Origin of the sequence: Peribacillus sp. Aquil_B1, from assembly GCF_022603275.1 — a bacterium.
In the GTDB taxonomy this organism is placed as follows: Bacteria; Bacillota; Bacilli; order Bacillales; family DSM-1321; genus Peribacillus.
This window is the reverse complement of record NZ_JAKXEE010000001.1, coordinates 1,373,342-1,398,245: the sequence shown is the minus strand read 5'-3', so window position 1 is coordinate 1,398,245 and position 24,904 is coordinate 1,373,342. Positions and strand designations below refer to the sequence as shown.

Genomic DNA, 24,904 nt, shown 5'->3' with positions numbered 1-24,904 from the left:
GTGCATTCCATCGGCAACAGCACAGTTGTTAGTTCTGGAGCTTTTTATCAATAAGTTCATGAAAATAGACTGCAGCATGTTCAGTTGGAGAAAAGATACCATTTGTAAATGCCTCGGAACTTAATCCTTTTTGCAGTTTTTCCACTAGTTCAAAATCTTCCTGCCGTACTTGATCAACAAATTTAAAATATTCTTCTTTTTCTATGGTTGTTTTTTCATTGAGGGAATAATCACGATAAATACCTAACGACGTCACGGCATCAACAGGAATTACTTGGATGGTATTCACATTCCCGTCTCCTGGATAAACGTTAATCATCATATTTGGCCAAACCCAATAAAAACGCGCTTGGTCACCTTCGCCATTCTTACTTGCTGTCATATATTGATAGGTGAATTTGTCATGTGTCGTTGTGCAAAAGTTTGATAAATCAAAGGATTTTGCAAAGCCAGGATGAGCAATGGAACAATGATCACATTCAAGGTAATTGTCAACAACGGCTTTCCAATTAGCTTTTACTACACGCCTGGTTTCCCTAACTAGTTTCAGTGAATCAAAGAAGGGATACTCTTTCATTTCCTCTAAAAATTCCTGATATGCTTCTGCCATAGAAGGTGCATTTTTATCTAGATTGACAAAAATCATGGCATTCTGAACTTCTAAGCGAATGGATTTCATACAGCTGTGTATTCCCAGTTCATTCGTTTTAAAATTAGGGGCTCTATGCACACTTCCATCTAATTTGAACGTCCACCCATGGTATCCGCATTGTAAAATTTTCTTATTTCCTTTATCGGAGTTTTCTACTTTCATTCCGCGATGAGGGCAAATATTGTAAAAAGCACGCAGTTCACCATCAGTACCGTGAGAAACGATAATAGGCTCTCCTGCGATGTCTATTGTCATGAAATCGCCTACTTTTTCAACTTGGCTTGCATGCCCAGCTAATATCCAACTCTTTCTAAAGATTTTTTTTCTTTCTTCATTGAATACCTCTGGTTCGACATACCGTGAATAAGGGAGTGTAGGGCTGAACTGAACATTTTCTTTAATAGACATATTGAAAATCCCTCCTGATTATCATCTAATTTAAAAGTTTATAAATGCTTGGTACCATTTTAGTTATACCCGATCCATATAGACTGTCTTGACCTCTGTATAGAATTCAACGGCACTCTTCCCTTGTTCACGGCTGCCTGTACTTGAATTTTTACATCCGCCAAATGGCATTTGCGGTTCGGTTCCAGCTGTTTCCGAATTGACATGAACAAGCCCCACCTCCACATCTTCAATAAACCGCTGAGCCAACGTTAAATTGTTTGAACAAATTGCTGCGCTCAATCCATACTCTGTATCATTTGCCATCTTAACTGCTTCCTCATAATTTCTGGCCTTAAAAAGGGCGATGACTGGTCCGAAGATTTCATCACGTGCAATGCGGGCATGTTGTGGAACATTTTCAAAGATAGCCGGACGGACATAAAAACCGTTCGCCAATTCCTCTTCTGCCGGAACATCCCCTCCACACAACAGCGTAGCTTCTGATTTCCCAACATCGATCATTTCAAGCACGCCATCGCGTTGTGATCTAGATACAGCGGGACCGATATATGTTTCTTCTTTGAGCGGGTCGCCCACTTTTAATTCTTTCGTACGCGTGACAAGCCGTTCCCGGAATACATCATAAATTCCTTCTTCCACAATCACCCGGCTAGTGGCTGTGCATTTTTGCCCTGTGGATTTAAAAGCTCCTCCTATCGCTATTTCCACTGCTTTTTCAAGGTCAGCATCAGCAAGGACGACAAGCGGGTTTTTCCCTCCCATTTCCGCTTGCACTTTCTTTCCATGCTCAATGGCTTGTTTTTGAATCTGCTGGCCTACTTGATTCGAGCCGGTAAAAGAAATGGCCTTCACATCTGGGTGTTCCACTAACGCAGCACCAATGACGGAACCCCTACCGAATACACAATTGATGACACCAGACGGTAGACCCGCCTCATCAAATGCTTTCATCACATGATAGACTGACTTAGGTGTGAGATCAGCCGGCTTAATCACGACTGTATTCCCGTAAACCAGGGCCGGCGCCAATTTCCATACAGGGATGGCGATAGGAAAGTTCCATGGTGTAATCAACCCCACCGGACCTAGCGGGGTACGGGTAGTGTATAAAAATGTATGGGCATTTGCTGAAGGAATTACTTCCCCGATTGGCTGCCGGGCTTCAGCAGCATAATATTCAAGTATGCTGGCAGCACGATTGGCTTCCCCCATCCCTTCCAAGAATGTTTTCCCTTCTTCCTTTATCAAATCTTGACCTACTTCCTGAATATTTTTTTTCAAAATATCTGCTGCTTTCTGCAAGTATGAAGCCCGTTGCTGAAAAGACAGCTTTTTCCAAGTTGGAAATGAATTTTTTGCGGCTGCCACTGCATCATGTAAATCAGCCTCAGCACTTGATGGAAATTCCCCTAAATTTTCACCATTATGGGGACTAAGATTTTCCTTATACTCCCCTGTAGTGGGTTCTTTCCATTTTCCATTAATATAATTTAAGTAACGCATACGATTTCCTCCGTATTCTATTTTTCTACTTTTATATAATAGGTTTACTTATAACCGGAAACTTCTAAATGGATACTTCAACGATTTCTGCATACCCGAACGTTTTCTCTTTTTCTTGCATATTAAGAATAATCACTATTGAATAAAATCAGTGGGCTGTTCATTTGTTAAGGCTGCCACCTCCACTTTCCTTCTCGCATATCTAAAATAGTAAAATATATAGCAAGCAACGACGAAACCTAATCCCCAATACAACGAAGTTCGCTGGGTCGGATCATAAGCGGTGAACACGAAAATACCAAGACACATAATGATGCAGAGAATCGGGGCAAACGGGAAAAAAGGTACTCTAAACTTCAGATTTTCAACCTTTCCGCCTGCTCTGATATACTGCTTACGGAATCTGTACTGTGCGAACGCAATCGCCATCCAAGTCAGCACCCCTCCAACCCCGCTTATGGAAAGTAGCACAACGAATAACGTTTCTTCCGCTACTACACTAGTAAGTAAAGAAAGCAAGGCAAAGACCATGGTGACGAGTAATGCGTTAAATGGTACACCGCGCCGGTTGAGCTTTCCAAATGCAGAATGTGCCATACCGTTTTGAGAAAGGGAGAAAAGGATCCTTGTACAAGCAAACAGACCCGTGTTTCCTACAGAGAGGACCGCCGTCAAAATTACGAAATTCATAATGTCAGCTGCATAAGGAATGCCTACCATTTCAAACACGGTAACAAATGGGCTTTCCAGTACGCCAACTTCTTTCCAAGGAACGATGGCCGATAGAACAAAGATTGCTAGTACATAGAAAAGCAGTACACGTATTACGATATTTCGAATCGCTCTCGGAATGCTTTTTTGCGGGTTTTCCGTCTCTCCTGCTGCAACCCCCATGATTTCCGATCCCTGGAAAGCATATACGACTGTCATCATCGATATGAACACACCCGTGAACCCTGTAGGGAATAGTCCATCTCCTATAAAATTGGAAAAGAACGGGGCAGGCTGTGCATCCTCCATATGAATCAATCCAAACATCGCTGCAGCACCGATAATTATGAATAGAATGACGGCAAGTACTTTAATCCCGGAGAACCAATACTCTGTCTCAGCGAAACTTCTAGTTGTTAATGCATTTATCGTGAATAAAAGTACCGTAAATATCACACACCATATCCATACTGGTGTGTCGGGAAACCATCTGGTCATGAGCAAACCGGCCGCTACAAATTCCAGGCCAACGTAAAGAGCCCAGCTCAGCCAGTAAATCCAGCCAATGACAAATCCAGTGGCTGGACCGATAAATTTCGTTGCATGGACCTGAAAGGATCCGGATACCGGCATCACTACCGATAATTCACCGAGACAAATCATCGCCAAGTACATTAATAAACCTCCGACCAAATAGGCAACAATCGCTCCTAAGGGTCCAGCTTCACCGATTGCATATCCTGAGCCCAGGAAAAGACCTGTTCCAATTACCCCACCTAAGGAAAGCATGAATAAATGTCTACTCTTCATTGAACGTTGTAATTCTTTTGGCTGATTTTCATGTTCCGTTTGCATGAATTCCCCCCCGTTTCTTATCGATAAACTGCCTGAACACTTTTATGATTAACACAAGTTAACGAGGTTTCACGATAACGCTTCGGAAGGCACTGAATATTCTGGAAGGCCGCTGATTGTCGGTTTAAATATTTCATAAGCTACTTCTCTTTGATATTTTTTTTGTTTTTTAGCTTGTGTAAACAAATGATACGTATTTTTCCTGCATAGTTTTTCTATATCCTCAACGACTGCTTGTGGATTTGGTTTAACTAGTCCGAAAATAACCGCATCATAAAATCTTATCGCCCCAAGGTTGGCAACGAAATCATTGACAACATCTATTCCTCTCTGTTTTATGATTTCGTCTCCCTCTGAAGAAAGGGGAATGTTTGCCGCCTCAACGATCAAGCTCGCTTTTACGCTTTTGGCATTGGATATGTGGATGACATCCTCCAATGCGGACGGAATTAAAATGTCGCAATCTATATCGAGCCATTCCGTGTTTGGCCTTACATCATAATGCGGTTCAAAAAAGTCTTTATCCATTTCCCCGTACATATTCTTATGATCAATAAGCTTTTGGACATCCAATCCTTCCTCACACGTAACCAAAAGGGCTGCATCGGAAATTCCCACAACTTTATAACCTAACTGGGACATTTTCAATGCGCAGCTTGCCCCTACACAGCCGAATCCTTGAATGACGACTCTCGCTCCACCTTTTCCGCTTTTAAATTTCCATGCCTCATCTGCGGAAAAAGCCACGCCATAGCCTGTTACGACATCGTTTAAAAACAACCCGTCGATTTTTGTCGTCAACAGTTCATCGAAGTCTTTTATCCCTTGCAGAACATTCGGATTCTGCTTCATTGATTTCGTTAGGGGGATATCAATGCCAAATTCATTAAATATTTTGAGCACATCTTCATATTTGGTACCTAAATCACTGCCTAACGATACCCCTATATCTATATAAGGCATCATCGCAATCAGAAATCTTCTTAACACTGCATAAGCGTCTGGCGCTTTATAGTCATAGGCAATGCCCGCTTTACAACCGCCAGTCGTCTCAGACTCACAGGCTACATACTTATAAGCCATAGCCTCGGCCAACCTCTCGACTTCTTCTCTTGTAACCGTTGGGTGCATTCTAGTACCGCCGCCTGTGTATCCTTTGACAAAGTTATGGACGACCAGCCAGCCTTTAGCATTTGTTTCCGTATCATTCCATTCCACGACTAAATATGGTTTTAACAACTATGAAACCTCCCTTAAATACTTTCTTTTTATTGGTTCCTGCTAACTTCAAATATTAATTGTTCGACACTAGCTTTTCGTGGACTTCCTTCTTGTCTTGGCCTACAGATAGAATCTTTGGATTTACTGCAACTTCAATTACAGCAGGCAGCCCTGAAGCAATCGCCCTTTGCAGTGCTGGCGCAAAATCACTATTTTTTTCAACTTTTTCACCATGTGCTCCAAATAAGCGAGCCAATTCGGCAAAATCAGGATTAGACAAGTCAGTTCCAACGACCCGATTTGGAAAATGCCTTTCTTGATGTACACGAATTGTTCCGTAAATATTGTTGTTCACAACAATTGATATAGTCGGAATTTTATACCTTACAGCGGTTTCAATCTCTTGGAGAGTCATCATAAAACCGCCATCTCCTGAAATAGAAACAACATGTTTGTGAGGCTGCGCCAACTTTGCCCCAATAGCAGCAGGCAGCCCATAACCCATCGCACCCGACGTTGGCCCCACGTATGTGTTTTCTTGTTCAAAACGATAATATCTGGATAGCCATCCAAAAAAGTTTCCTGCATCATTTGTAATGATGGAATCCTTCGGCAGACCGACGGCAAGATCATGCATCAATCCGTCCATATCCACGAATTCTTCTGTATAGTCGGCCTTTGGTTCAGAAAATTCCATATATTCATCGTGCAATTTCTTCAAATGATCCTCGCTTGAAATAAAAGATTCTGATTCTGACGTTAGTAATGCTTGTTCCAAGAAGCTCTTGGCATCTGCTTCAATGGCAAGGGAAGGAGCATACACTTTACCGAAAATTTCTGGACAAATATCCACATGGATCAATTTTGTATTTTTAGAAAGCAAGGTGTAATCTTGAGTTCCTACTTGAGAGAATCGCGTCCCTAATGCCAAAACTACATCTGCATCACGGATTGCATCAAGTAAATATTGAGGTGTCCCAAACCCAAGCCATCCTGCATAGCAAGGATGTGAGTTCGGAAACGCATCAAATCGACGGAAAGCTGTAACTACCGGAAGTTTCATTGTCTCCACAAATTGTACAAGCAACCTGTTGGCCTTAGCATGAATCACACCTCCGCCTGCAATCAATACGGGGCGCTTTGCGTTTCGTATCATATCCATCGCCTGCTTCACATCTTCCATATGTGGTCGAGGAGGAAGCGGGCGATAAGAAGGATTCAAGTTCAACTCGGCCTCATCTTCTAACATGTCATGCGGCAAAGCCACTAATACAGGTCCCGGGCGACCCGATCGCGCAATATGGAAAGCCCGTTGCAATAATTCCGGAATTCTTTCCACACGATCGATCTCTACCGTCCATTTACATAAATGACTGAAAAAACCCGTCAAATTCACTTCCTGAAATGCTTCCTTCTCTTTAAAAGGGCGTTCGACTTGGCCAATTAGCGCAACCAAAGGGGTTGAATCTTGAGCAGCAGTATGAATACCGATAGCTAAGTTTGTAGCCCCCACTCCACGCGTTGCCATACAAACTCCTACCTCCCCTGATGCCTTGGCATACCCTTCCGCCATAAAAGAGGCACCTCCTTCATGCCTGGCGGAAATAAGTTCTATTTCAGGATGTTGATATAGTGCATCCATTACACTAAGATAACTTTCACCTGGTACACAAAAAGCTTTCTTTACCCCTTCTATCGCCATTACTTCTACGACTGCTCTTCCTCCACTGACTTTCATAATCAAGCCTCCCGCTTTCAAGTACGTGTTTTTGTTCTCGTAATTTATGATTATATTAATATTGAACTCATTCCCACTATCATTTAATAAGTTTTTCCATTCCGGAAACTTGTTTTTCCTCTTCCAACCGAATTGGCGTTTTTCTAGTAACGGCACTCACTCCCAAAGTTACTGCAATGTTTACGAATAATACAGCTAACCCTACATCAAGATCTTGTATTCCTTGCGGTAGAGATGGAAATAAAGTTGCAAGCGTCGTACCTGATGTAGTCGAGTATATGACAAGTAGGATTCCAACGATCATTCCGGCAAAAGCTCCTTGAACGGTAACAGGATTATTTTTCCACAGACTGAAAAATAGTGCTGGAAACAACTGTGCCATGAAGCTATATGCCATAAGATATAACGTGAAAATCGACTCCCCGCCATTGAACGTAAAATATAGAGTCACTATAGAAATGACAGGTACTAACATTCTGCTCAATCTTTGAAGCTGTTCATCTGATGTATTCGGCTTCCATACCTTATATACATTTTTTGAAAGGATTGTGGCCGTAGCCGTCAACACGAGTGAACTGGGTATTAGGGCGGCCATCGCTCCTGATGCTCCAATTACTCCGACAAACCAGGGATCAAATGACATCTTCGCCATTTTAAATAAAGCTAAGTCTGCTTCTGCTCCCTGTAAATTCGGAACTTGGAGAATCGCAGAAAAACCAATAAATAAAGAAAAAATGATGATTACTTGATAAATTGGCATAATCCCAGCATTCCAACGGAGTGATTTTGGACTTTTTGCAGAGAACACTCCCGCTAACATATGAGGAAACATATAGAATGCCAGTGCGGTCATGATCGTAGCTGAAATAAACCAAGAGATACTCAAACCTTGTTCCGGGAATATCAATAAACCTTGTTTTACTGTATTGATTTCTTCAAACATCGGCTGTATACCACCGTAATAATGAAGTGGAAAATAAATACCCATAAAGACGACAACAGCCAATATCATGATATCTTTAATGACCGCGGTCCACGCTACGCCATGCATTCCAGAAGCAGTTACATAAATTGTGATCGCAATTACACCAACTACTATAGCCACATTTGGAGAGATGGACCCATAGGAGGTTTCCGAAACGATAATACCTAACCCTTTCAACTGCATGATCAGATATGGAATAATTGAAATGACGCTAATTACCGCCACAAGAACACCTAAAGCCGGACTGTTGTACTTTTTGTCATAAAAATCAGATTGAGAAATGACATTATTTTTTTTTGCATACCTCCAAATAGGCGGCAACAGCCAATATGCGATTACAAAATAGAAGCAATTGAAAGCGTATAAGGCAGGAGGCATACCAGATCTATAAGCTCCGCCGCTCGCCCCCAAAAACGTATATGTCGTAAACATTTCACCTGCTATCAAGAAGAAGAGCAAAAAGCTGCCGAAGCCTCTTCCGCCTATAGCCCATTGTTCCAAACTCATATTTTTACCTTTTCGAGCTTGAAGCCCTAACCAAATACACAGAACCAGAAAGAAAAGGATAACAAGCAGGGCTTCATTCATCAGTCTTCTTCCTCCTCGGTTGCAGGATCAAGTTTATTGGCAATTATCAAAAACACTGATGTAAGACAGACCCATAATATGGCCCAAAAAAGAACGAATGGCATCCCTAACACATAAGGTTCAATTCGATTGATAACCACAAGCGAGCCAAGTGCCGGTATTGCACTTATCACATAGATTATTTTCTTCATTTGTTCACCATCCTTATCAACAAATGCCAAACTCGAATCTCACAAACCTTATTTATCAGAAAAAACAGATAATTATCACTGTATTATTACATTGACACCCCTTTAGTTAAGGGCTCGTTTACAGCCCAGTTCGGTTTCACGCCAGTAAGAACTTGTTCCACTTGCATAGCTGCATGTACAGCCATGCGTATCGAACCTTCCTTCGTCAATGCCGCATTATGAGGACTGACAATCACATTATCCATTTTAAAAAGGGGATTCCTTTTATCAGGAGGTTCAACTTCAAATACGTCTATTCCAGCTCCGGCAATCTCGCCCGATTGCAAAGCGTTTACTAAATCACTTTCCTTAACCACGCCGCCTCTGGAAGCGTTTACAAAAAAGGAGGAGGGTTTCATCCAGGAAAACTCACGGCTTCCTATTATTCCTTTTGTTGTTTTCGTTAACGGCAGATGTAGACTAATAACATCAGAGTTTCTGAATACCCATTCTAAATCTGATGCTAGCTCCAGCACAGAATTCTGGCTGGCTGTAACATAGGGGTCGTAGCCAATCACTTTCATATCGAAGCCCTCGGAAGCCTTTTTTGCCAGTATTCTACCGATTCTCCCAAGTCCAATAATCCCCAAAGTCTTGCCTTCCAAGTCCATGCCAAAAAGTTGATTACGGATAGCAAAATTCCCGCTGCGCAGCTCTTTATCAGCCAAGCTCAAGTTTTTGGACAATGATAAAATTAATGCCATTACATGTTCAGCTACAGAATTCGCATTCGCCTCTGGGGTATTTGTTACATAAATGCCACGCTCTGTAGCTGCTTCGATATCGATATTGTCCAAGCCCACTCCATACTTAGCTATCACTTTTAGGTTTTCAGCTGCTGTAATAACTTCTCTATTTATTACAGCCGTTGATCTCGTTAGTACTGCATCACACCCCTTGATTTCTTCCATAAGAATTTCTTGCGACAGATCAGACCCTACTTTAATATTAAAGCCTTTTTCTATTAAATAACTTTTCCCCTCTTTCTCAATATCTTGAGGAATATACACTAAATGACTCACATTCCCACCAACCTTTCATGTTAACCTTGAAGGAAAAATCTTTCCTACTCCATTGTTTATATACAATTATTGTGCCAACATAAAAAACAACCGTTTTTTCAAGAACGAAGCCAATTAGTTTTCAAATTAAGACATAAATAAAGTAAACAAATTGTTTCATGCTGAATTAATTTGTTTCAATTTGTTTCAATTTGTTTCAATATTCAAGTTTTTCATCTTTCTCCATAATGTTGTGCGACTCATGCCTAACTCCAAGGAAGCTTTTCCTTTATTAAAATTCACCTTCCTTAACGTTTGAACAATTCTTTCACGCTCGGATACATGTATTCCAGGTGATATATCGCTCTCTCCGTCTTGTTGCGACAGCGGAATTTTCTTTTTACTTCTATTCGGAAAATACATTTCGATATCGTACACATCAATTAATTTGGTCTTATACAGAGCACATAATCGCTCACAAAAATTTTGCAATTGGCGAATATTCCCTTCCCAATTCCCTTCACTCAGCTTTTTCATGGCACTATCCGTAATCTTGATTTGTTTTTGATCCGAATGACCTTTCCGAATAAAAGCATTCACCAATAACGGAATATCTTCTCTGCGTTCCCGAAGCGGAGGCAATACAAGGTCCAGCACACTCAAGCGATAATACAGATCCTCCCGAAAGTCATTACTTTTTACCATTTGCATGAGGTCTTTGTTCGTTGCCGACACAATTCTCACATCAACTGGAATTACTTTATCATCACCGATGCGCATGATTTCGCGCTCTTGGAGGACACGTAGCAGCCGGCTTTGCATTTTTGGGGAGATTTCCCCTATTTCATCTAAAAAAATCGTACCTCTATGGGCCAGTTCAAAAAATCCTTGCTTTCCGCCTTTCATGGCTCCCGTGAAAGCTCCTTCTGCATATCCGAAAAGCTCGCTTTCCAATAAATTTTCGGGAAGCGCCGCGCAATTAATGGCTACAAACGGGTTATTTTTCCGGTTGCTATGATTATGTATGCTTTGGGCGAATATTTCCTTGCCCGTTCCAGTTTCTCCAATTATAAGAATGTTTGAATCTACTTCACTATAACGTTGAGCTGTTTCAATCGTCCTCTTAATTTCCGAACTCCGATACAATATATCATCAAATGTGTACTTCGCCACATGTCCGCGTGAATGAAGTTTTCTAAAGAACTTCCCTTCCATCTCCTGTATGCGGGTAACATCTTGAAAGGCGACCATATCCCCCACTTTTTTACCTTTTAAAAATATCCCAACTTTTTTTACTGATAATTGAATGGATTGGTAAGCAACCGTATCTTTTTCGTATTCATCGTCGCTTAAAAGCATATTACGAAATTTCCCGGGCTTTATTATATCGTATATTGAATTTCCAATTAAGCTCCCCTTGGCAATCGATAATATCTCCTGAGCCGCCGTATTAAATACGGATATTAGCCCCTTCAAATCTATAGCAATAACCCCTTCATAGGCATAATTAAGAATCGTTTGGTAACGCTTGGTCTTCTCCTGTTCCCTTCTGCTGACAAGAGCTACTCTTTTCGCCTCAATCAACGCCTGCCGAAATGATTCCTTTCCAGTATCAACCAGAATGGCTCCCAACCCTATTTCTTCGGCATATTTACAGGTACTTAAACCACTTAACACCACCTCACAGCCATCCCTGGCTGCCAAATCCACTAAACTGACTGAGGACTCGATATCATTTAATATATAGGACTGAATTGGCAAATCAACGATATCCGAAAGGTTCTCCACGCCATAAATCATATTTAACGCACCTATGACGGCCACTTTTTTACTGCCAAAACGTGCCTTGCAATCATGCAGGGAACGAATGAGATCAATACCCTGTACTGGTATATCAACGATTGGAATGAATTCATTGCTTTCTTTTAAAAGTTTCGTGATTAATCCCCTTGAAATAATCACATCAGCATCAAGCTTCAGCTTCCCAATCTTATCGGCATCCTCAACTACCTCCTCTAGCACAAACTTCACCGAACCGTTATCATTGTTTTCCGATGCTTCCAACTTGTTGAATTCCTCAAATCTTTCAAAAGCGTCCGTAATATACCCTTTTCGAGGAACAACGAGTTTTATTTTTATCAAAATACCCACCTCCAACGTAAATCATTTTGGTTTATCGGATATAAGCTAAAAGCAACCTGTTATTTATTCTAGACCCAGTCACACAATGAATTAAAAGCTAAGAATGCCGCAAAGGTTCTCATTCAAAGCCGCAATAAGAAAGGTAATGTCTTGAGTACAATTGAGACTTTAAAAATAGGTATTCTGCATTTTATTTAGATATTAGAATTCAGAAAATGACTTTGAAAAATAAAAAACCCTTTATCGTGGGTTTTTTCATCATAAGGATTTCGATTGGGTATTTAATATGATCATTCAGGTCATCACATTAAAACTTGCTTTTGTTCAATAGAATACGCCTTTTTATATTATCATCAGTATAATGATTCTTAAGGTGAAAATCATCATGAAAAAACTTCTTTAATTTCTTAAAGTGGCATTGACATCCACTTTATTTTCCATAATTCCCCTTCCTTTCTCGGTAATAGGACTATATTCCTTTAATTCTTCATACCAATGTGGAATTCCTTTTGATTTTATCGTTAGTGACAATAAAATTAGTCTACAAACATATTAACCCCGTTCAAGAAATCCTGAACGGGGTTTTTCAATAAATATTATTTTGAGTCTTTGCGGGCATTGAGCAGTTATCAAACTTCGTAAATCTGCTCATTCAAGGTGGTTTTACTTGCGAACTTAAAAAGGATCCGCTATGACAAGGATTTTCCCTGCTTTAATATCCTCCACATATTGTTCGACTTCGGCTTCCTCCAATCCAAGATCCAATAATGGCTTTCTCAATCCGCCTGCTCCCGATGCTGCCCCGGCTGCGGCTCCGCCAAAAGTGGCGAAAATCGGTCCTGCTGCCAATATCGGTCCAATGCCTGGTACAGCCAATGCACTCATTCCAATAAGCAGACCTGTTAATCCGACAGCGCCGCCGGCTGCTGCCCCGGCTACTAATCCATCAGTCTTTGCCGGGCCGACTTCCTCGGCTTCACTGGGTAATTTATCAATATTTTTTGCCACTACTGATATTTGATTGGATGTATATCCTTGTTCCTTTAAGTTTTCGACTGCTGAAGTCGCTTCATTTGCATTTTCATATATTGCTATAAACCTCTTGTCCATGGTATCTGCTCCTTTAAAAGTAATGTATTATACAATACCCTTAATTGAGTTTTAATAACCTTCCAGGAAAGATATGAATTTCATTCCCGGATTTGCCCCTGGCCGTAAATGAAGTACTTGCTTGATGTTAGGGCAGGTAAACCCATTGGTCCACGTGCATGAAGCTTTTGTGTGGAAATGCCGATTTCTGCGCCATAACCGAATTCAAAGCCGTCGGTAAAACGGGTGGAAGCATTGTGATACACTGCAGCGGCATCTACTTTATTCAAAAATGCGGAAGCGTTTTGTTCATCCCCCGTCAGGATTGCTTCAGAATGCTTAGAACCGTATCGGTTTATGTGATCAATGGCTTCGTATACACCTTTTACAGTTTTTACGCTGATTTTTAAAGCTAGGTACTCAGTTGACCAATCTTCCTCCGTAGCCGTTTTCGCTCTCGGAAAGGAGCTGCAAACCGCTTCATCTCCATATAATTCAATACCCTTTTCGTCCAGGAGTTCCAAAATACGCACTCCATTTTCTTTAAACCATTCCTCATGGATTAGAAGCCCCTCAATAGCATTGCATACGGATGGGCGCTGAGTTTTACCGTTTAAAACAATTTTCTCGACCATCGTGATATCTGCGGTCTGATCGATGAAGATGTGGCAATTGCCTGCTCCTGTTTCAAGGACGGGAACAGTGGACTCCTTAATGACCGTTTCAATTAAATTCTTTCCGCCGCGCGGAATCAAAACATCTAAATACTCATTAAGATGAAAAAGTTCCTTAGCGGTTTCACGACTCGTATCCTCGATCAACTGAACAGCTTCTAAAGGGATTTCAGTATTCTCTAATGCTTTATGAATGGAAGAGACTAGTGCCATATTGGAGTATTTTGCTGACGAGCTGCCTCTTAATAGGACCGCATTCCCCGTTTTCAAGGATAATGTAGCTGCATCGATGGTCACGTTAGGCCTTGCTTCATAAATCATCCCGATTACCCCGATCGGCACCCGTTGCTTTTTAATCAATAAACCATTCTCTTTTTCGATCGTCTCCAATTGATCCCCAATTGGATCATTTAAATCGATTAAAAGCATAATGGCCGCTGCCATGTCCTCAATACGGTTAACATTCAGCATAATTCGATCTAATATAGACTCACTGAAGCCTTTTTTCCTGCCATCTTCCAGATCCTTTTGGTTTTCCTTTATCAAAAAATCTTTATCAATAATAAGTTGTTTAGCAATTTTTCCAAGTGCCTCATTCTTCTTTTCCGTACTCAAACCGATTAGCTGATAACTGGCTTTTTTGGCTGCCTTTCCTTTCGCCGTCACTTCACTCATTTCCAAATTCCCCCTTTGCTTTCAAGAAATTGATTTTTTATGCTTTCACCCATTTATCGCGATGGATAACTTCAATGGAAGTGATTATAAGCTCGGATGTCCTCTTTCCCATCGCCTGTTTTAATTCTTCGTCGGAATAAAGGACCTCACCCCGCCCTAATAATCCATTTGCACCAAAGACTTCGACAACATCGCCCTTATTGAATACTCCTTTTATTTCATAAACTCCAGCTGGCAGAAGACTGCTGCCATTTGAAACTAAGGCCCTTTCGGCACCTTCATCAACGAAAATTTTCCCGGATACTTGTGAATGAAGGGATATCCATTGTTTGTTTTTCGTTACCGTCGTCAAGACATCATTCCCAATATACGTGCCATCACCATTGCCTTCAAGGATTGTTAGAAGTTTATCACTCCCCAAACCAGAACCGATGAATACTTTCACCCCTAGAGACAATGCAGTTTGCGCTGCAATCAGCTTCGATTTCATCCCACCGGTTCCGACATTGGATCCTGCACCTTCTGCCATTTGCAATAAATCATCCGTTATTTCGGATAGTTTTTCAAATCGTTTAGCCCCTGGATTTGTCTGTGGATTGGAATCATAAAGCCCATTAATGTCCGTTAATATAATCAAGTTGGTCGCGTGGACCAGCCCGCTTACTAAGGCGGATAGCATATCATTATCACCAAAAGTCAACTCCTCGACCGATACTGTATCATTTTCATTTATAATCGGAAGGATGCCGCGTTCAAGTAATTCCATCAATGTGGCATATGCATTTTTATATCTATCTTTTTTCGAAAAATCTTTCCTTGTTAATAAAATCTGCGCCGGAACGATTCCAAAATGCCCTAATTGTTCCATATACGATTGAATCAAAAGGCTTTGACCTACTGCTGCCGCAGCTTGTTTTCCTTTGAGAGTGACAGGTCTCGTCGGGTAGCCAAGCTTGCGAAAACCTGTCGCTACAGCACCTGATGAAACAAGGACAACTTCATGGCCCGCTTTCCTTAAAGCTGCCACTGCCTGGATATGATCGGAAAATTTATTCTGGTCGATTTCACCTTGTGTGTTGGTCAAAGAACTACTTCCTATCTTTACAACGATGCGTTTCTTTTCCATCGATTACTTCCTCCAATAAATATCTAAGACATGAAAAAAAGCCCTTTTCATCCTCGAAATAAGGACGAAAAGGGCTGCTCTCCGTGGTACCACCTTCATTGAATGCAAGTTCATGCATTCCACTTTGCCTGATAACGCCAGGGTTTGCGCCTATGTTTTGCATAGGACTCAAGAAGCAGGTTCTGCGCTTTCCTGTCGCGGGTCTTCCAGCAATTGACGCCGCTCTCTGTCACAGTGATTCTCGCATACTAATCTTCTCTCAACGTTCATTGTTTTAATATAGTATGCAAAATTATCTTCTTGATGTCAATAACATTCCTTCGATGAATGAACCTTATAGCGCCATGGCTGGGCCGAAGAATTCATAGTGAATTTTATCCGTATCTACCCCAAGTTCTTTCAAGTAAGTGATGATGGCCTTCATGAAAGGAACAGGGCCGCACACATAATAATCAGCTTCAGGTTTAACAATACTGCTCAATAATTCCTTATCAACATACCCTTGCTTTGAAAAATTCGGCAGGTTCTTATCATCCTCACTCGGATTTTTAAAGACAAAGGATAAATGATAACTGGAAAGCTTGTGGGTTAAATCTGTCAGTTCCGTTCTGAACGGCTGTAAATTGCCATTATCGGATGCGTGAATGAATTGGACATCACGCTCAGGTGTTTGTTCAGCTACTGCATGAACCATACTCATGAAAGGCGTTATGCCAACGCCTCCGCTCAAGAATACTGCCGGAGTTCGTTTTCCCAAATCAATGGTGAAATCACCAGCTGGAGCCGTTACGTCTATACTGTCACCCATCTGAATGGATTCATGCAAGTAGTTAGAGACCCTTCCATCAGGAGAGGTTCCAGGCTTTTCTTTTTTAACGGAAATCCGGAAGTAATCTTTTCCCGGAACATCAGACAAACTATACTGACGGTTGAATAAATAGCGTTCACCCGGTATCTCGATACGAACAGTAATATATTGTCCAGGAAGAAATGACGGGACTTTATCTCCATTTGCTGGCTTTAAATAAAAGGAAGTGATTACGTCACTTTCCCGTACTTTTTCCACCACTGTGAATCGTTTGAAATCAGACCATCCGCTGACCTGATTGGAAGCTTGATCGTACATTTCCTTTTCGATGCTAATGAAAACACCGGCAATGACTCCATAGGCCTCTCCCCAAGCTTGGAGGATCTCTTCTGTAGCCGAATCTTGTAACACTTCCTTGATTGCACCTAAAAGATATTCTCCAACAATAGGATAATGTTCAGCTTTAACTGCAAGGCTTCTGTGTTTTTGTGCTATTTGCTTCACAGCAGGTAAGATCGTTTCAAGCTGATCTATATGTTTAGCCGCTGCCAAAACCGTGTTGGCAAGTGCAGTTTGCTGGCGCCCCTTTTTTTGATTGGCGTGATTAAAAACATTTAACAATTCAGGATGTGCTTCGAAAAGATTTTTATAGAATACAGTTGTGATAGTTGCACCATGCACTTCTAATACGGGTACGGTTGATTTGATAACATCGATAGTTTTCTGGGATAGCATAGGTAAACCCCTCTTCATAAACAAGTATTTTAAATACATGTTTATATTAGAACTTAAATGCATTAAAAGCAATATTTTTTATACATCTTTTTAAATAATAAGTTTTCATGTTTATAAAATGTTCACATTTATGATATAGTCTAATGGGGATAGAATGTGAGGCGATAAACATGAGGTTGACGAGTTATTCCGATTACTCACTTAGAGTGTTGATTTACCTGGCTTCCCACGACCAAAGCAAATTGTCAAATATTAAAGAGATATCTGAAGTTTATCAACTGTCTAAAAATCACTTGATGAAGATCGTTCATAATCTAGGTAAATTAGGCTATATTGAGACAATACGTGGAAGAAATGGCGGTTTCCGGCTTGCAAAATCACCCGCTGAAATAAATGTAGGGGAACTGGTACGGAAAACCGAAGAAGATTTTTATTTAGTGGAATGTTTTAAAGATCACGATAACTGTGTGATTTCTCCCGTTTGTTCATTGAAATTTGTCCTTAATAATGCCTTGGATGCTTTTTTAAAGGTCCTTGATCAATATACGATTGCAGACTTCAGCGAAAATAAAGTGATGCTTAAAACTTATTTCGATTCAGTAAAGCAGAATGACGAAGAGCCCGATTTTTTATAATCGGGCTCTTTTTCATTAACCGATGATTCGTTCAATCTGCCATTCTTTTTCCATTCGCAAATCCATGATCCCTGAACTGGTTTTCAAAAGGACTTTAAGGGGATCGTATGGATTGATCATGATGATCGTCCCAATTCGTCCATTGGTAAGCGTTACTTCTTTTCCGACCAAAGTGGACATTAATCGGTTTACAAACTCCAGCAGTATTTCTGGATTGAATTTACCGAACATATCGTTGTTCATTTGCTCAATCACCTTATAAAACGGCATGGCCTGATGATATACACGATTTGAAGACATCGCATGGAATACATCGGCTATTGCGACGATTTTCGAATGATGATGGATATCTTTCTCCATCAGACCAAGTGGATAGCCTTTCCCATCTTCCCGTTCATGGTGCTGAAGGGCTGTTAAGGCAATCGATGGTGGGATTCCGGGGATATTCTTAAGTAATTCATAGCCATAGATGGGATGGCGTTTCATTTCTTCATATTCTGCCGCAGTCAGTTTACCCGGCTTTTCCAATATTCTATCCGGAATCCTTGTTTTACCCACGTCATGCAGTGTGGCTGCCAGTGTCAGCGCTGAAAGGTTTTCTTTCGATAATCCAAGCTTCATCCCTAGATAAGTGGCAATGATTCCGACACCGATATTATGCTTATACGTGTACTCGTTGTCTGCTTGCATCTCTTCGAAAAGGTAATAAACATCAGGATTCTTTGCAGCTTCTGCAATGACAGGTGCTACCTCAGCTTTAATCACTTCAACCTTTTCAAGCTGTATTTTTCCTTCTTTACGTATATCTTGAAAGATGTTTTTGATTTGAGTAGAAGCTTTGTTGATTCTTTCATGAATCCTTACTTTAGGTTGTACATGATCTTCAGTTAAAGTAGATTCTCCTTTTTTCAATTCTTCCATTATGAAATCAATTTCAGGTATGGTAAGAGGCGGATTTGCTTTATTAATCAGCTTCCCTCTTCTATTTTTCATTGCTCTCACACTTTTCTCTATTTTTTACCTATAATACCATATCCTTCATGACAATTTGTCTTAACGAAAACATTTTTTTTGGCACTTAAGGTCGGTCACTAAGTTCATTGCCCAGGCGTTTTAATTTTTCACCAACCGTACATTCTGAAATACAAAACTGATGGGCATACGTACGCCCCTTCTCTTTTCGAAAATGCTTTCGTAAAAAACAATCCTGACAAAATGAAGCGAGTACATCTTCCACTTCTTCATATATTTTTTTCCTGTTCATTGTTGTTATGGCTCCTTTGACTCAGCAATCTCTATTTTGCTGAAAATGGCTTTTCCCTGCAGTGCAAGTGTTGCAAGGCGATCAGCTTCCTGGTTTTCCTTCCGGGAAATTGGCTTGCAGACCGGAATGATCTTTAATTTATCCAGTTTCGCTTCAATACGGTCCAACCATTTATTTAAGTTTTCTTCCATACAGGGCCATTCACCGGAAAGTTGATTTAAGACAACGAGAGAATCCCCTTTAAAGACACAGCTTTGATGGTGGATCCCAAGTTCCTCCATTTGTCTGACCGCTTCATGAAAGGCCGCATATTCCGCTTCATTATTGGATTCGAATTGGTCCAATTTCACGTTTGTGCGTAACCGCCAGAACTTCTTACCTTGACGAAAATAAATCGCTACACCGAGTCCTGCCACTTTTTCATCTTTTTGATAACCGCCATCAAAAAAAACCGTCACATCCTGCGGCTCTTCCTCAACTTCCGTCAGAAGTTTCTTTAGCTCTTTCTTCGTCCATGTTGTATCGAATTCATCCTTGAATTCCACTTCTTTCAGCCTTCCTGCCTTTTCAAGATCTTCCGTAATGACCAATGCAGTCCCGGCATCCAGCCAATCCGAAACGAAATCGGCAGATGGTTTTTTTGAAGCATGATATGTCCATTGCATAATTACCTTCAAAGATTTCAGCTCCTTATCCATTCACCATTCATGCAGAACAGCCTTACAATTTTCATACCTTTTTTTCGTCATACCCTTTATAATATATTGTAAGCATTTGAATCACTCTTTTTAATTATAGTTCCCATATCAGCCTGAAATTCTCATGTTTCAATCTTATTTTATATGAAACGTTTTTTATAAAGGCATATTGACAGTTAAACTCGAGGAGGAGCATATATTGATCGAAGTGTATATTGATGGTGCCAGTGCGGGCAATCCCGGGCCGAGCGGCGCAGGTGTTTTCATAAATAATAACGGTGTGGTCGAGAGGCATTCATTTCCGCTTGGAAATATGGAAAACCATGAAGCTGAGTACCATGCTTTAATCAAAGCATTGGAGATTTGTGTAGCCAATAAGTATCAAATCGTTTCTTTCCGTACAGACTCCCAAGCCATCAACCAGGCCATTGAAAAAAGATTTGCAAAAAATAAGTATGCGATATTGCTGGAACGGGCGTTAAAGCTTTCCGACGAGCTTGAATTATTTTTCATGAAATGGATTCCAAACCTCGAAAACAAATCCGCGGATGAATTGGCAAGACGGGCCATTCGCATGAATAAGGCTGAGGAAATTCATGAACAAGACAGCTGATTTTTCGTTATTATTCGTTGTATTCATCTGGGGAGTCACTTTTGTCATGGTACAAAATGCCCTATCATTTCTTGACCCATTCACGTTTAATGCCGTCCGTTTTTTCATGGCCTTCGTTTTCTTGCTCATTCCTTATATATCGACTTTACACAAAAAGGCGAAAACGTGGAATAAGGGCCTCATTATAGCCGGGTTTCATATTGGGGTTTGGCTTTTTCTGGGATATGGACTTCAAACGATCGGATTGAATTATACGACCCCTGCGAAGACAGGCTTCATAACAGGATTAAGTGTCGTCATGGTACCTGTTTTTTCCTTGCTGCTTTTAAAACATCGGCTTTCCCGGAATACAATGATCGGTGTCGCCGCTGCAACCATTGGGCTTTATTTAATGACTTTCGCTGACCGCTCCAATTTGAATATCGGTGATTTACTGGTATTTTTATGCGCAATCAGTTTTGCCATGCAGATCATTACTACCGCCAGATATGCAAAGACCCTACCCGCTTTACCGTTGACGCTGATTCAGGTTTCGACCGTATCTTTATTATCATTTGTTTCTGCCTTCATTTTCAACGAGAATCATTCCGTCATCTTCAGCTCAGAGGTCATGTTAAAGAAGGATGTATGGACTGCTTTATTGGTTACTGCAGCCCTTGCCACGGCTTTCGCCTTTTTCGCACAAACCTACTTCCAAGCCTATACGACCCCTACAAGAGTGGCGCTGATCTTTTCAATGGAACCGGTTTTTGCTGCGTTATCCTCATACATATTGATAGGGGAAAAATTGACTACCGCCTCCATCATCGGCTGCGCATTCATTTTCTTGGGAATGATTTTCGCTGAACTGCCTGTTAAGAAAAAGAAACCGGTGACACAGGAGTTTATTTGAAAAGGCCAATAAAATAAATCGGACTTCCAGTTACGAAGTCCGATTTATTTTAGCAGCCCCTGTTCTTTTGCAAACGATACCGCTGCACTACGCGTTTCAATGCCATTTTGTTTTAAGTTTTCCAAAAAGGAAATATAAAAGCTGCCATCAAAATTCTTTTGTACCTTCAATGTCAATTCTATTGCAGCATTGACTAAAATATCACTTGCATCCGTGTATCGCTTACCAAAATAAATAAAACCAATAGCGTCATTACCAAAAGTGAATCCTTTACCCTCTAAAAAACTAACATACTCTTCAGTTGATTTCGCCACTTCTGCATCCACTCCATACTTCATGCCTTATTTTCATCTTACCGTATATCAAAGATTTTGACTATCCATTTTTCGACAAAAAAATCACCGTACAAAATAAAGGAGCTCCCATTAGGGAGGTCCCAGACTGTACAATTTGAACGTTGATTTCCACTCCAGGCACTCGCTTTCCGCGGGCGGTCCGGGAGCCTCCTCGGCGCAAGCGCCTGCGGGGTCTCCCTTCGACGCGCTTTCCCCGCAGGAGTCTCGTACCTTCCGTTCCAATCAACTTTGTTTCACCTTTTAGATAGAACCCTTTTGCCTAAAGACTTCATTGTTTTAAAATAGATTTAATATAACTTAAGGTGATAATGAGGCTGCCATTGACTTCTCTGTCATTTATGATTTGGTGAAAGATATGTATTCAGAGGTAGGACGCCCAAGTATTGTTCCAGTTATATTAGTTAAACTGACTTTCATTCAATATACGTTCGTGAAAAATTATGAACGACGCTTTATAGTTACAGACCTTAAAAGCAAAGAAAAGATTGAGCGTGTATTCGCAGATGCAAAAGAAAAGCATATGCGTTGGACTACTTTAAGGGGGTTCTTAAAAAATTGTCGATTTAGGCGATGCTACCTTTCGATGGCATTGATTTAAAGAAGGTGGCCAATTGTTTAATGGCAAGGTCCAAAATGACCTAACATAGTGGGCTAGTAGAGCCCCAATCTCTTAAATTCAGGCGAAAATTAAAGGGAATTACAAAAGGGGAGCTCCCATTTGGGAGCTCCCCTTGTTTGATTAGATCATTCGCAGTAATGTCCTGAATTCATGATCCCTAGCCAGATTTTTGACCTTCTCGCGATCATATTGATAGACCGCATCATCCAAAGAACATGAAATTGGTACATCACATTTTATTTCTGCTAGCTTTCTGGATAAATGAAGCATATCGACGGCGGATTCAATTTTAGCCCTCTGCCCATTCGTCAATGAAGCAACATTTTCAAGAATCCCTTCGATACTTTGATACTGAATCAATAATTTCAACGCTGTCTTTTCCCCTATTCCTTTAACTCCGGGATAGTTATCAGCTGTATCACCCATTAAAGCTTTTAAATCGATCATTTGTCTTGGTGTGATCCCTTTCCATTCAAAAAAGCTATCGGGATTATGCACCTCATAGTTACCATACCCTTTTTTTAACAGTAGCACGGAAATGTTTTCATCTATTAACTGAAGCATATCTTGATCGCCAGTCAATATACCCACCCGGCTACCTTGGGCAGATGCCTTGGCAATTGTCCCGATACAGTCATCCGCCTCATATCCAGAGAGCCCTATGTTAGGGATATCAAATGCTTCAACCGCTTTTTTCGCCAGGTCGAATTGAGGGATCATTTCGACTGGAGCTTCTGATCGATTAGCCTTGTATCCATCAAATAATTCATTTCTGAAGGTCTTGCTTCCCATATCCCAACACACCGCTACATGACTGGGTGAAAAGTGATTCACCGCCGTCAGCATATGCTTCAAAAAACCTTGAACGGCATTGGTTGGTATGCCTTTCGAGTTAATCATGAATTGACCAGTAACAGCCGTTGCATAAAAAGCTCTAAATAAAAGCGCCATCCCATCGACAAGCATAAAGGAAGGGTGCTGCTCGTTTTCTTTCATTAACACATTATCACCTCTATCATGATGTACTTCCATTTTAACATAACCGGCCTCTTTTTTAAGGATCGTTTAATTGGAAAAAATATTATTCAATTGGATTATCATCATAGGAGATCCAGTCACTGAAGCTGCCAATATAAATCTTCACATCATTAAAGCCCGCTTCTTTCAGGGCGATATAATTTGGAGATGCCGTTACACCTGAACCGCAGTACACAATGATTTCCTTATCATTACCGATACCTGTGAAATTCGACTGAAGATCTTCCTTCTTTTTAAAATAGCCATTTTCCAGAACGTTCGTCCACACCTTATTTACGGCACCAGGTATATGGCCGGCTTTTTTATCAATCGGCTCCTCAATTCCCTCGTAGCGTTTAGATTCCCTTGAATCGATTAAAATGACATCGTCTGGCCTATTCATTGTGTAATCCTTTACTGTTTGAAAAGAAGCAAAAACAGACTCATTTAAATCGATATGATATTCTGCTGGCACATCATTCGTTTGATTCGAGTCAATGGGATAGCCCGCATCACTCCAGGCGCGATATCCCCCGTTAAGAACAAAAACTTTCCGATGCCCAAGGTAGCTCATCAGCCACACAAACCTGGAAGCAAAAGAACCTTCGCCGCCATCATAAGCAATAAGTACCGTATCATTGGTTATTCCATTTGATTCCAGTTTACCTTTAAAGGTTTCCAGGTCAGGAAGAGGATGTCTTCCGCCATGTTCTTTAACCTGACCCGATAAGTCCTTTTCTAGATCGAAATAAACAGCGCCGGAAATATGGTCTTTTTTGTATGCCTTATACCCTGCATCAGGAGTGCCTAGCTGAAAGCGGCAGTCACAAATTCTTATATCATTGGAATTCAACAAAGGCAACAGCTCTTCTTTTTCGATTATAAAACTCATCTGTATAACCCCCTACTTCAAAATGGCCCAAATTAATTCATTAAGCTCCGTTTCCATGTTCTTCCCTTGATGAAGCCTAGTTATCTCATTCTTTAAAGAAAGTGATTTCCCTTCTAATAGCGAAAGATTCTTTTCACTTTCATTGTTGCTTATACATTCTTCCATTTGTTTTGCCTTGAATATCCGGGTCATCCCGGTTTTCAATTCTTGATCAATTGAAACCAATTCAAGTAATTCCCATACCGATAAAGGTGGCAGCGAACCCCGTTGGATGATATATTCCAAGATTAAATATGAACGGCATACTTGTACCCATATTTTTAGTTCTTTTCTTTTGGATTCCCTTGTTTTTGTCAATTGTTGAAGATTGTCGCTCATCATCCGATAATAATGATGCCCCAGTGCCTTTTTGGAATAGCAATCCGCTATTAAACCATTCATCTTCCTATAATAATCGTGATGCATAATCAACTTGATTTGCGACTGAAATAATTCAAATAAAGCAGGATTACTCTTTAAGGCAAGATGTGATGATTTAAAAAGATCCCAGCCTTCCATGTCAAATTGGCCTTCTTTCATTTGAATGACTTTAACTGGCTGACTTAAGCTGAGGTATGATCGCTTATCATTATGAACATATATAAATCGAACATCATAATCAGATAGGCCGGATGCTAAACCAAAAGAATGGCTGCCAGTAACAGCAGCCATCAAAATGGTCATATCCTCTTTCTTTTCCAGATATCTCAATCTTGAAATAAGGTTTTCTTTCAT

The 24,904-nt window shown here is 40.7% G+C and carries 23 protein-coding genes; 3 read left to right on the top strand and 20 right to left on the bottom strand.

The features are described 5' to 3' along the window. Positions 1–28 precede the first annotated feature (28 nt). The 13 genes from MPH60_RS07070 to hmpA form a co-directional block, all read right to left on the bottom strand. Positions 29–1,060, bottom strand: coding sequence for an aromatic ring-hydroxylating oxygenase subunit alpha (locus MPH60_RS07070; RefSeq protein ID WP_241590240.1), 1,032 nt, complete (start codon positions 1,058–1,060; stop codon positions 29–31). 63 nt (positions 1,061–1,123) lie between these two features. Beyond that, a complete protein-coding gene (locus MPH60_RS07065; RefSeq protein WP_241590239.1) occupies positions 1,124–2,566 on the bottom strand; it encodes an aldehyde dehydrogenase family protein in 1,443 nt (480 codons plus the stop codon). 135 nt (positions 2,567–2,701) lie between these two features. Next, positions 2,702–4,132 carry an amino acid permease gene (locus MPH60_RS07060; protein WP_241590238.1) on the bottom strand — a complete coding sequence of 477 codons (1,431 nt, stop codon included), beginning with the start codon at positions 4,130–4,132 and terminating at the stop codon, positions 2,702–2,704. A 69-nt stretch (positions 4,133–4,201) separates the two neighbouring features. Continuing rightward, entirely contained in the window at positions 4,202–5,371 is a 1,170-nt protein-coding gene (locus MPH60_RS07055) for a Glu/Leu/Phe/Val family dehydrogenase (protein ID WP_241590237.1), read from the bottom strand. A gap of 55 nt (positions 5,372–5,426) precedes the next feature. Beyond that, positions 5,427–7,091, bottom strand: coding sequence for a thiamine pyrophosphate-dependent enzyme (locus MPH60_RS07050; RefSeq protein ID WP_241590236.1), 1,665 nt, complete (start codon positions 7,089–7,091; stop codon positions 5,427–5,429). Positions 7,092–7,170: 79 nt separating this feature from the next. Next, on the bottom strand, positions 7,171–8,664 hold the full coding sequence (locus MPH60_RS07045) for a sodium:solute symporter family protein (RefSeq protein ID WP_241590235.1): 1,494 nt from the start codon (positions 8,662–8,664) through the stop codon (positions 7,171–7,173). Continuing rightward, positions 8,664–8,855 (bottom strand): DUF3311 domain-containing protein, encoded by a 192-nt coding sequence (locus tag MPH60_RS07040; RefSeq protein WP_034307824.1) that lies wholly within the window; start codon positions 8,853–8,855, stop codon positions 8,664–8,666. The genes MPH60_RS07045 and MPH60_RS07040 overlap by 1 nt, the downstream gene beginning before the upstream one ends. An 86-nt stretch (positions 8,856–8,941) precedes the next feature. After that, positions 8,942–9,916: a hydroxyacid dehydrogenase gene (locus MPH60_RS07035; RefSeq protein WP_241590234.1), complete on the bottom strand. Its 975-nt coding sequence runs from the start codon at positions 9,914–9,916 to the stop codon at positions 8,942–8,944. 186 nt (positions 9,917–10,102) lie between these two features. Next, positions 10,103–12,037 (bottom strand): sigma 54-interacting transcriptional regulator, encoded by a 1,935-nt coding sequence (locus MPH60_RS07030; RefSeq protein WP_241590233.1) that lies wholly within the window; start codon positions 12,035–12,037, stop codon positions 10,103–10,105. A gap of 675 nt (positions 12,038–12,712) precedes the next feature. Then, positions 12,713–13,147: a general stress protein gene (locus MPH60_RS07025; RefSeq protein ID WP_241590232.1), complete on the bottom strand. Its 435-nt coding sequence runs from the start codon at positions 13,145–13,147 to the stop codon at positions 12,713–12,715. 80 nt (positions 13,148–13,227) lie between these two features. After that, positions 13,228–14,475, bottom strand: a complete 1,248-nt coding sequence (locus MPH60_RS07020; protein WP_241590231.1) for a glutamate-5-semialdehyde dehydrogenase — start codon at positions 14,473–14,475, stop codon at positions 13,228–13,230. 37 nt (positions 14,476–14,512) lie between these two features. Continuing rightward, on the bottom strand, positions 14,513–15,601 hold the full coding sequence (gene proB / locus MPH60_RS07015; protein ID WP_241590230.1) for a glutamate 5-kinase: 1,089 nt from the start codon (positions 15,599–15,601) through the stop codon (positions 14,513–14,515). A 334-nt stretch (positions 15,602–15,935) separates the two neighbouring features. Beyond that, positions 15,936–17,144 carry an NO-inducible flavohemoprotein gene (gene hmpA, locus MPH60_RS07010; RefSeq protein WP_241590229.1) on the bottom strand — a complete coding sequence of 403 codons (1,209 nt, stop codon included), beginning with the start codon at positions 17,142–17,144 and terminating at the stop codon, positions 15,936–15,938. Positions 17,145–17,314: 170 nt separating this feature from the next. Between hmpA and MPH60_RS07005 the strand changes: the two genes are divergently transcribed. Beyond that, positions 17,315–17,779 (top strand): RrF2 family transcriptional regulator, encoded by a 465-nt coding sequence (locus MPH60_RS07005; RefSeq protein WP_241590228.1) that lies wholly within the window; start codon positions 17,315–17,317, stop codon positions 17,777–17,779. A gap of 15 nt (positions 17,780–17,794) precedes the next feature. Here the strand turns inward: MPH60_RS07005 and MPH60_RS07000 are convergent, their stop codons facing one another. The 3 genes from MPH60_RS07000 to MPH60_RS06990 all read right to left on the bottom strand — a co-directional run bounded on the left by MPH60_RS07000 (position 17,795) and on the right by MPH60_RS06990 (position 19,720). Further along, positions 17,795–18,772 carry an HD-GYP domain-containing protein gene (locus MPH60_RS07000; RefSeq protein WP_241590227.1) on the bottom strand — a complete coding sequence of 326 codons (978 nt, stop codon included), beginning with the start codon at positions 18,770–18,772 and terminating at the stop codon, positions 17,795–17,797. A gap of 85 nt (positions 18,773–18,857) precedes the next feature. Then, a complete protein-coding gene (locus MPH60_RS06995) occupies positions 18,858–19,043 on the bottom strand; it encodes a zinc-finger domain-containing protein (protein ID WP_241590226.1) in 186 nt (61 codons plus the stop codon). A 5-nt stretch (positions 19,044–19,048) separates the two neighbouring features. Further along, positions 19,049–19,720, bottom strand: a complete 672-nt coding sequence (locus MPH60_RS06990) for a reverse transcriptase-like protein (RefSeq protein WP_241590225.1) — start codon at positions 19,718–19,720, stop codon at positions 19,049–19,051. 220 nt (positions 19,721–19,940) lie between these two features. Between MPH60_RS06990 and MPH60_RS06985 the strand changes: the two genes are divergently transcribed. Next, positions 19,941–20,354, top strand: a complete 414-nt coding sequence (locus MPH60_RS06985) for a reverse transcriptase-like protein (protein WP_230176921.1) — start codon at positions 19,941–19,943, stop codon at positions 20,352–20,354. Continuing rightward, complete coding sequence (locus MPH60_RS06980; protein ID WP_241590224.1) at positions 20,338–21,246, top strand: DMT family transporter; 909 nt, start codon at positions 20,338–20,340, stop codon at positions 21,244–21,246. The genes MPH60_RS06985 and MPH60_RS06980 overlap by 17 nt, the downstream gene beginning before the upstream one ends. Positions 21,247–21,290: 44 nt before the next feature. On the opposite strand, the gene MPH60_RS06975 is transcribed toward MPH60_RS06980, so the two are convergent. The 4 genes from MPH60_RS06975 to MPH60_RS06960 form a co-directional block, all read right to left on the bottom strand. After that, positions 21,291–21,572: a DUF6123 family protein gene (locus MPH60_RS06975; protein ID WP_228467451.1), complete on the bottom strand. Its 282-nt coding sequence runs from the start codon at positions 21,570–21,572 to the stop codon at positions 21,291–21,293. A gap of 769 nt (positions 21,573–22,341) precedes the next feature. After that, a complete protein-coding gene (locus MPH60_RS06970; protein WP_241590390.1) occupies positions 22,342–23,217 on the bottom strand; it encodes a 5'-3' exonuclease in 876 nt (291 codons plus the stop codon). A gap of 85 nt (positions 23,218–23,302) precedes the next feature. Continuing rightward, positions 23,303–24,130: a sulfurtransferase gene (locus MPH60_RS06965; RefSeq protein WP_241590223.1), complete on the bottom strand. Its 828-nt coding sequence runs from the start codon at positions 24,128–24,130 to the stop codon at positions 23,303–23,305. Between the two features lie 12 nt (positions 24,131–24,142). Continuing rightward, positions 24,143–24,904: a DNA polymerase beta superfamily protein gene (locus MPH60_RS06960; RefSeq protein ID WP_241590222.1), complete on the bottom strand. Its 762-nt coding sequence runs from the start codon at positions 24,902–24,904 to the stop codon at positions 24,143–24,145.

Bases quoted from the DNA above. Each gene is read 5' to 3' on its own strand.
- MPH60_RS07070 (WP_241590240.1), bottom strand. From the start codon at position 1,060: ATGTCTATTAAAGAAAATGTTCAGTTCAGCCCTACACTCCCTTATTCA.
- MPH60_RS07065 (WP_241590239.1), bottom strand. From the start codon at position 2,566: ATGCGTTACTTAAATTATATTAATGGAAAATGGAAAGAACCCACTACA.
- MPH60_RS07060 (WP_241590238.1), bottom strand. From the start codon at position 4,132: ATGCAAACGGAACATGAAAATCAGCCAAAAGAATTACAACGTTCAATG.
- MPH60_RS07050 (WP_241590236.1), bottom strand. From the start codon at position 7,091: ATGAAAGTCAGTGGAGGAAGAGCAGTCGTAGAAGTAATGGCGATAGAA.
- MPH60_RS07045 (WP_241590235.1), bottom strand. From the start codon at position 8,664: ATGAATGAAGCCCTGCTTGTTATCCTTTTCTTTCTGGTTCTGTGTATT.
- MPH60_RS07040 (WP_034307824.1), bottom strand. From the start codon at position 8,855: ATGAAGAAAATAATCTATGTGATAAGTGCAATACCGGCACTTGGCTCG.
- MPH60_RS07025 (WP_241590232.1), bottom strand. From the start codon at position 13,147: ATGGACAAGAGGTTTATAGCAATATATGAAAATGCAAATGAAGCGACT.
- MPH60_RS07020 (WP_241590231.1), bottom strand. From the start codon at position 14,475: ATGAGTGAAGTGACGGCGAAAGGAAAGGCAGCCAAAAAAGCCAGTTAT.
- proB (WP_241590230.1), bottom strand. From the start codon at position 15,601: ATGGAAAAGAAACGCATCGTTGTAAAGATAGGAAGTAGTTCTTTGACC.
- hmpA (WP_241590229.1), bottom strand. From the start codon at position 17,144: ATGCTATCCCAGAAAACTATCGATGTTATCAAATCAACCGTACCCGTA.
- MPH60_RS07005 (WP_241590228.1), top strand. From the start codon at position 17,315: ATGAGGTTGACGAGTTATTCCGATTACTCACTTAGAGTGTTGATTTAC.
- MPH60_RS07000 (WP_241590227.1), bottom strand. From the start codon at position 18,772: ATGAAAAATAGAAGAGGGAAGCTGATTAATAAAGCAAATCCGCCTCTT.
- MPH60_RS06995 (WP_241590226.1), bottom strand. From the start codon at position 19,043: ATGAACAGGAAAAAAATATATGAAGAAGTGGAAGATGTACTCGCTTCA.
- MPH60_RS06980 (WP_241590224.1), top strand. From the start codon at position 20,338: ATGAACAAGACAGCTGATTTTTCGTTATTATTCGTTGTATTCATCTGG.
- MPH60_RS06970 (WP_241590390.1), bottom strand. From the start codon at position 23,217: ATGAAAGAAAACGAGCAGCACCCTTCCTTTATGCTTGTCGATGGGATG.
- MPH60_RS06965 (WP_241590223.1), bottom strand. From the start codon at position 24,130: ATGAGTTTTATAATCGAAAAAGAAGAGCTGTTGCCTTTGTTGAATTCC.
- MPH60_RS06960 (WP_241590222.1), bottom strand. From the start codon at position 24,904: ATGAAAGAAAACCTTATTTCAAGATTGAGATATCTGGAAAAGAAAGAG.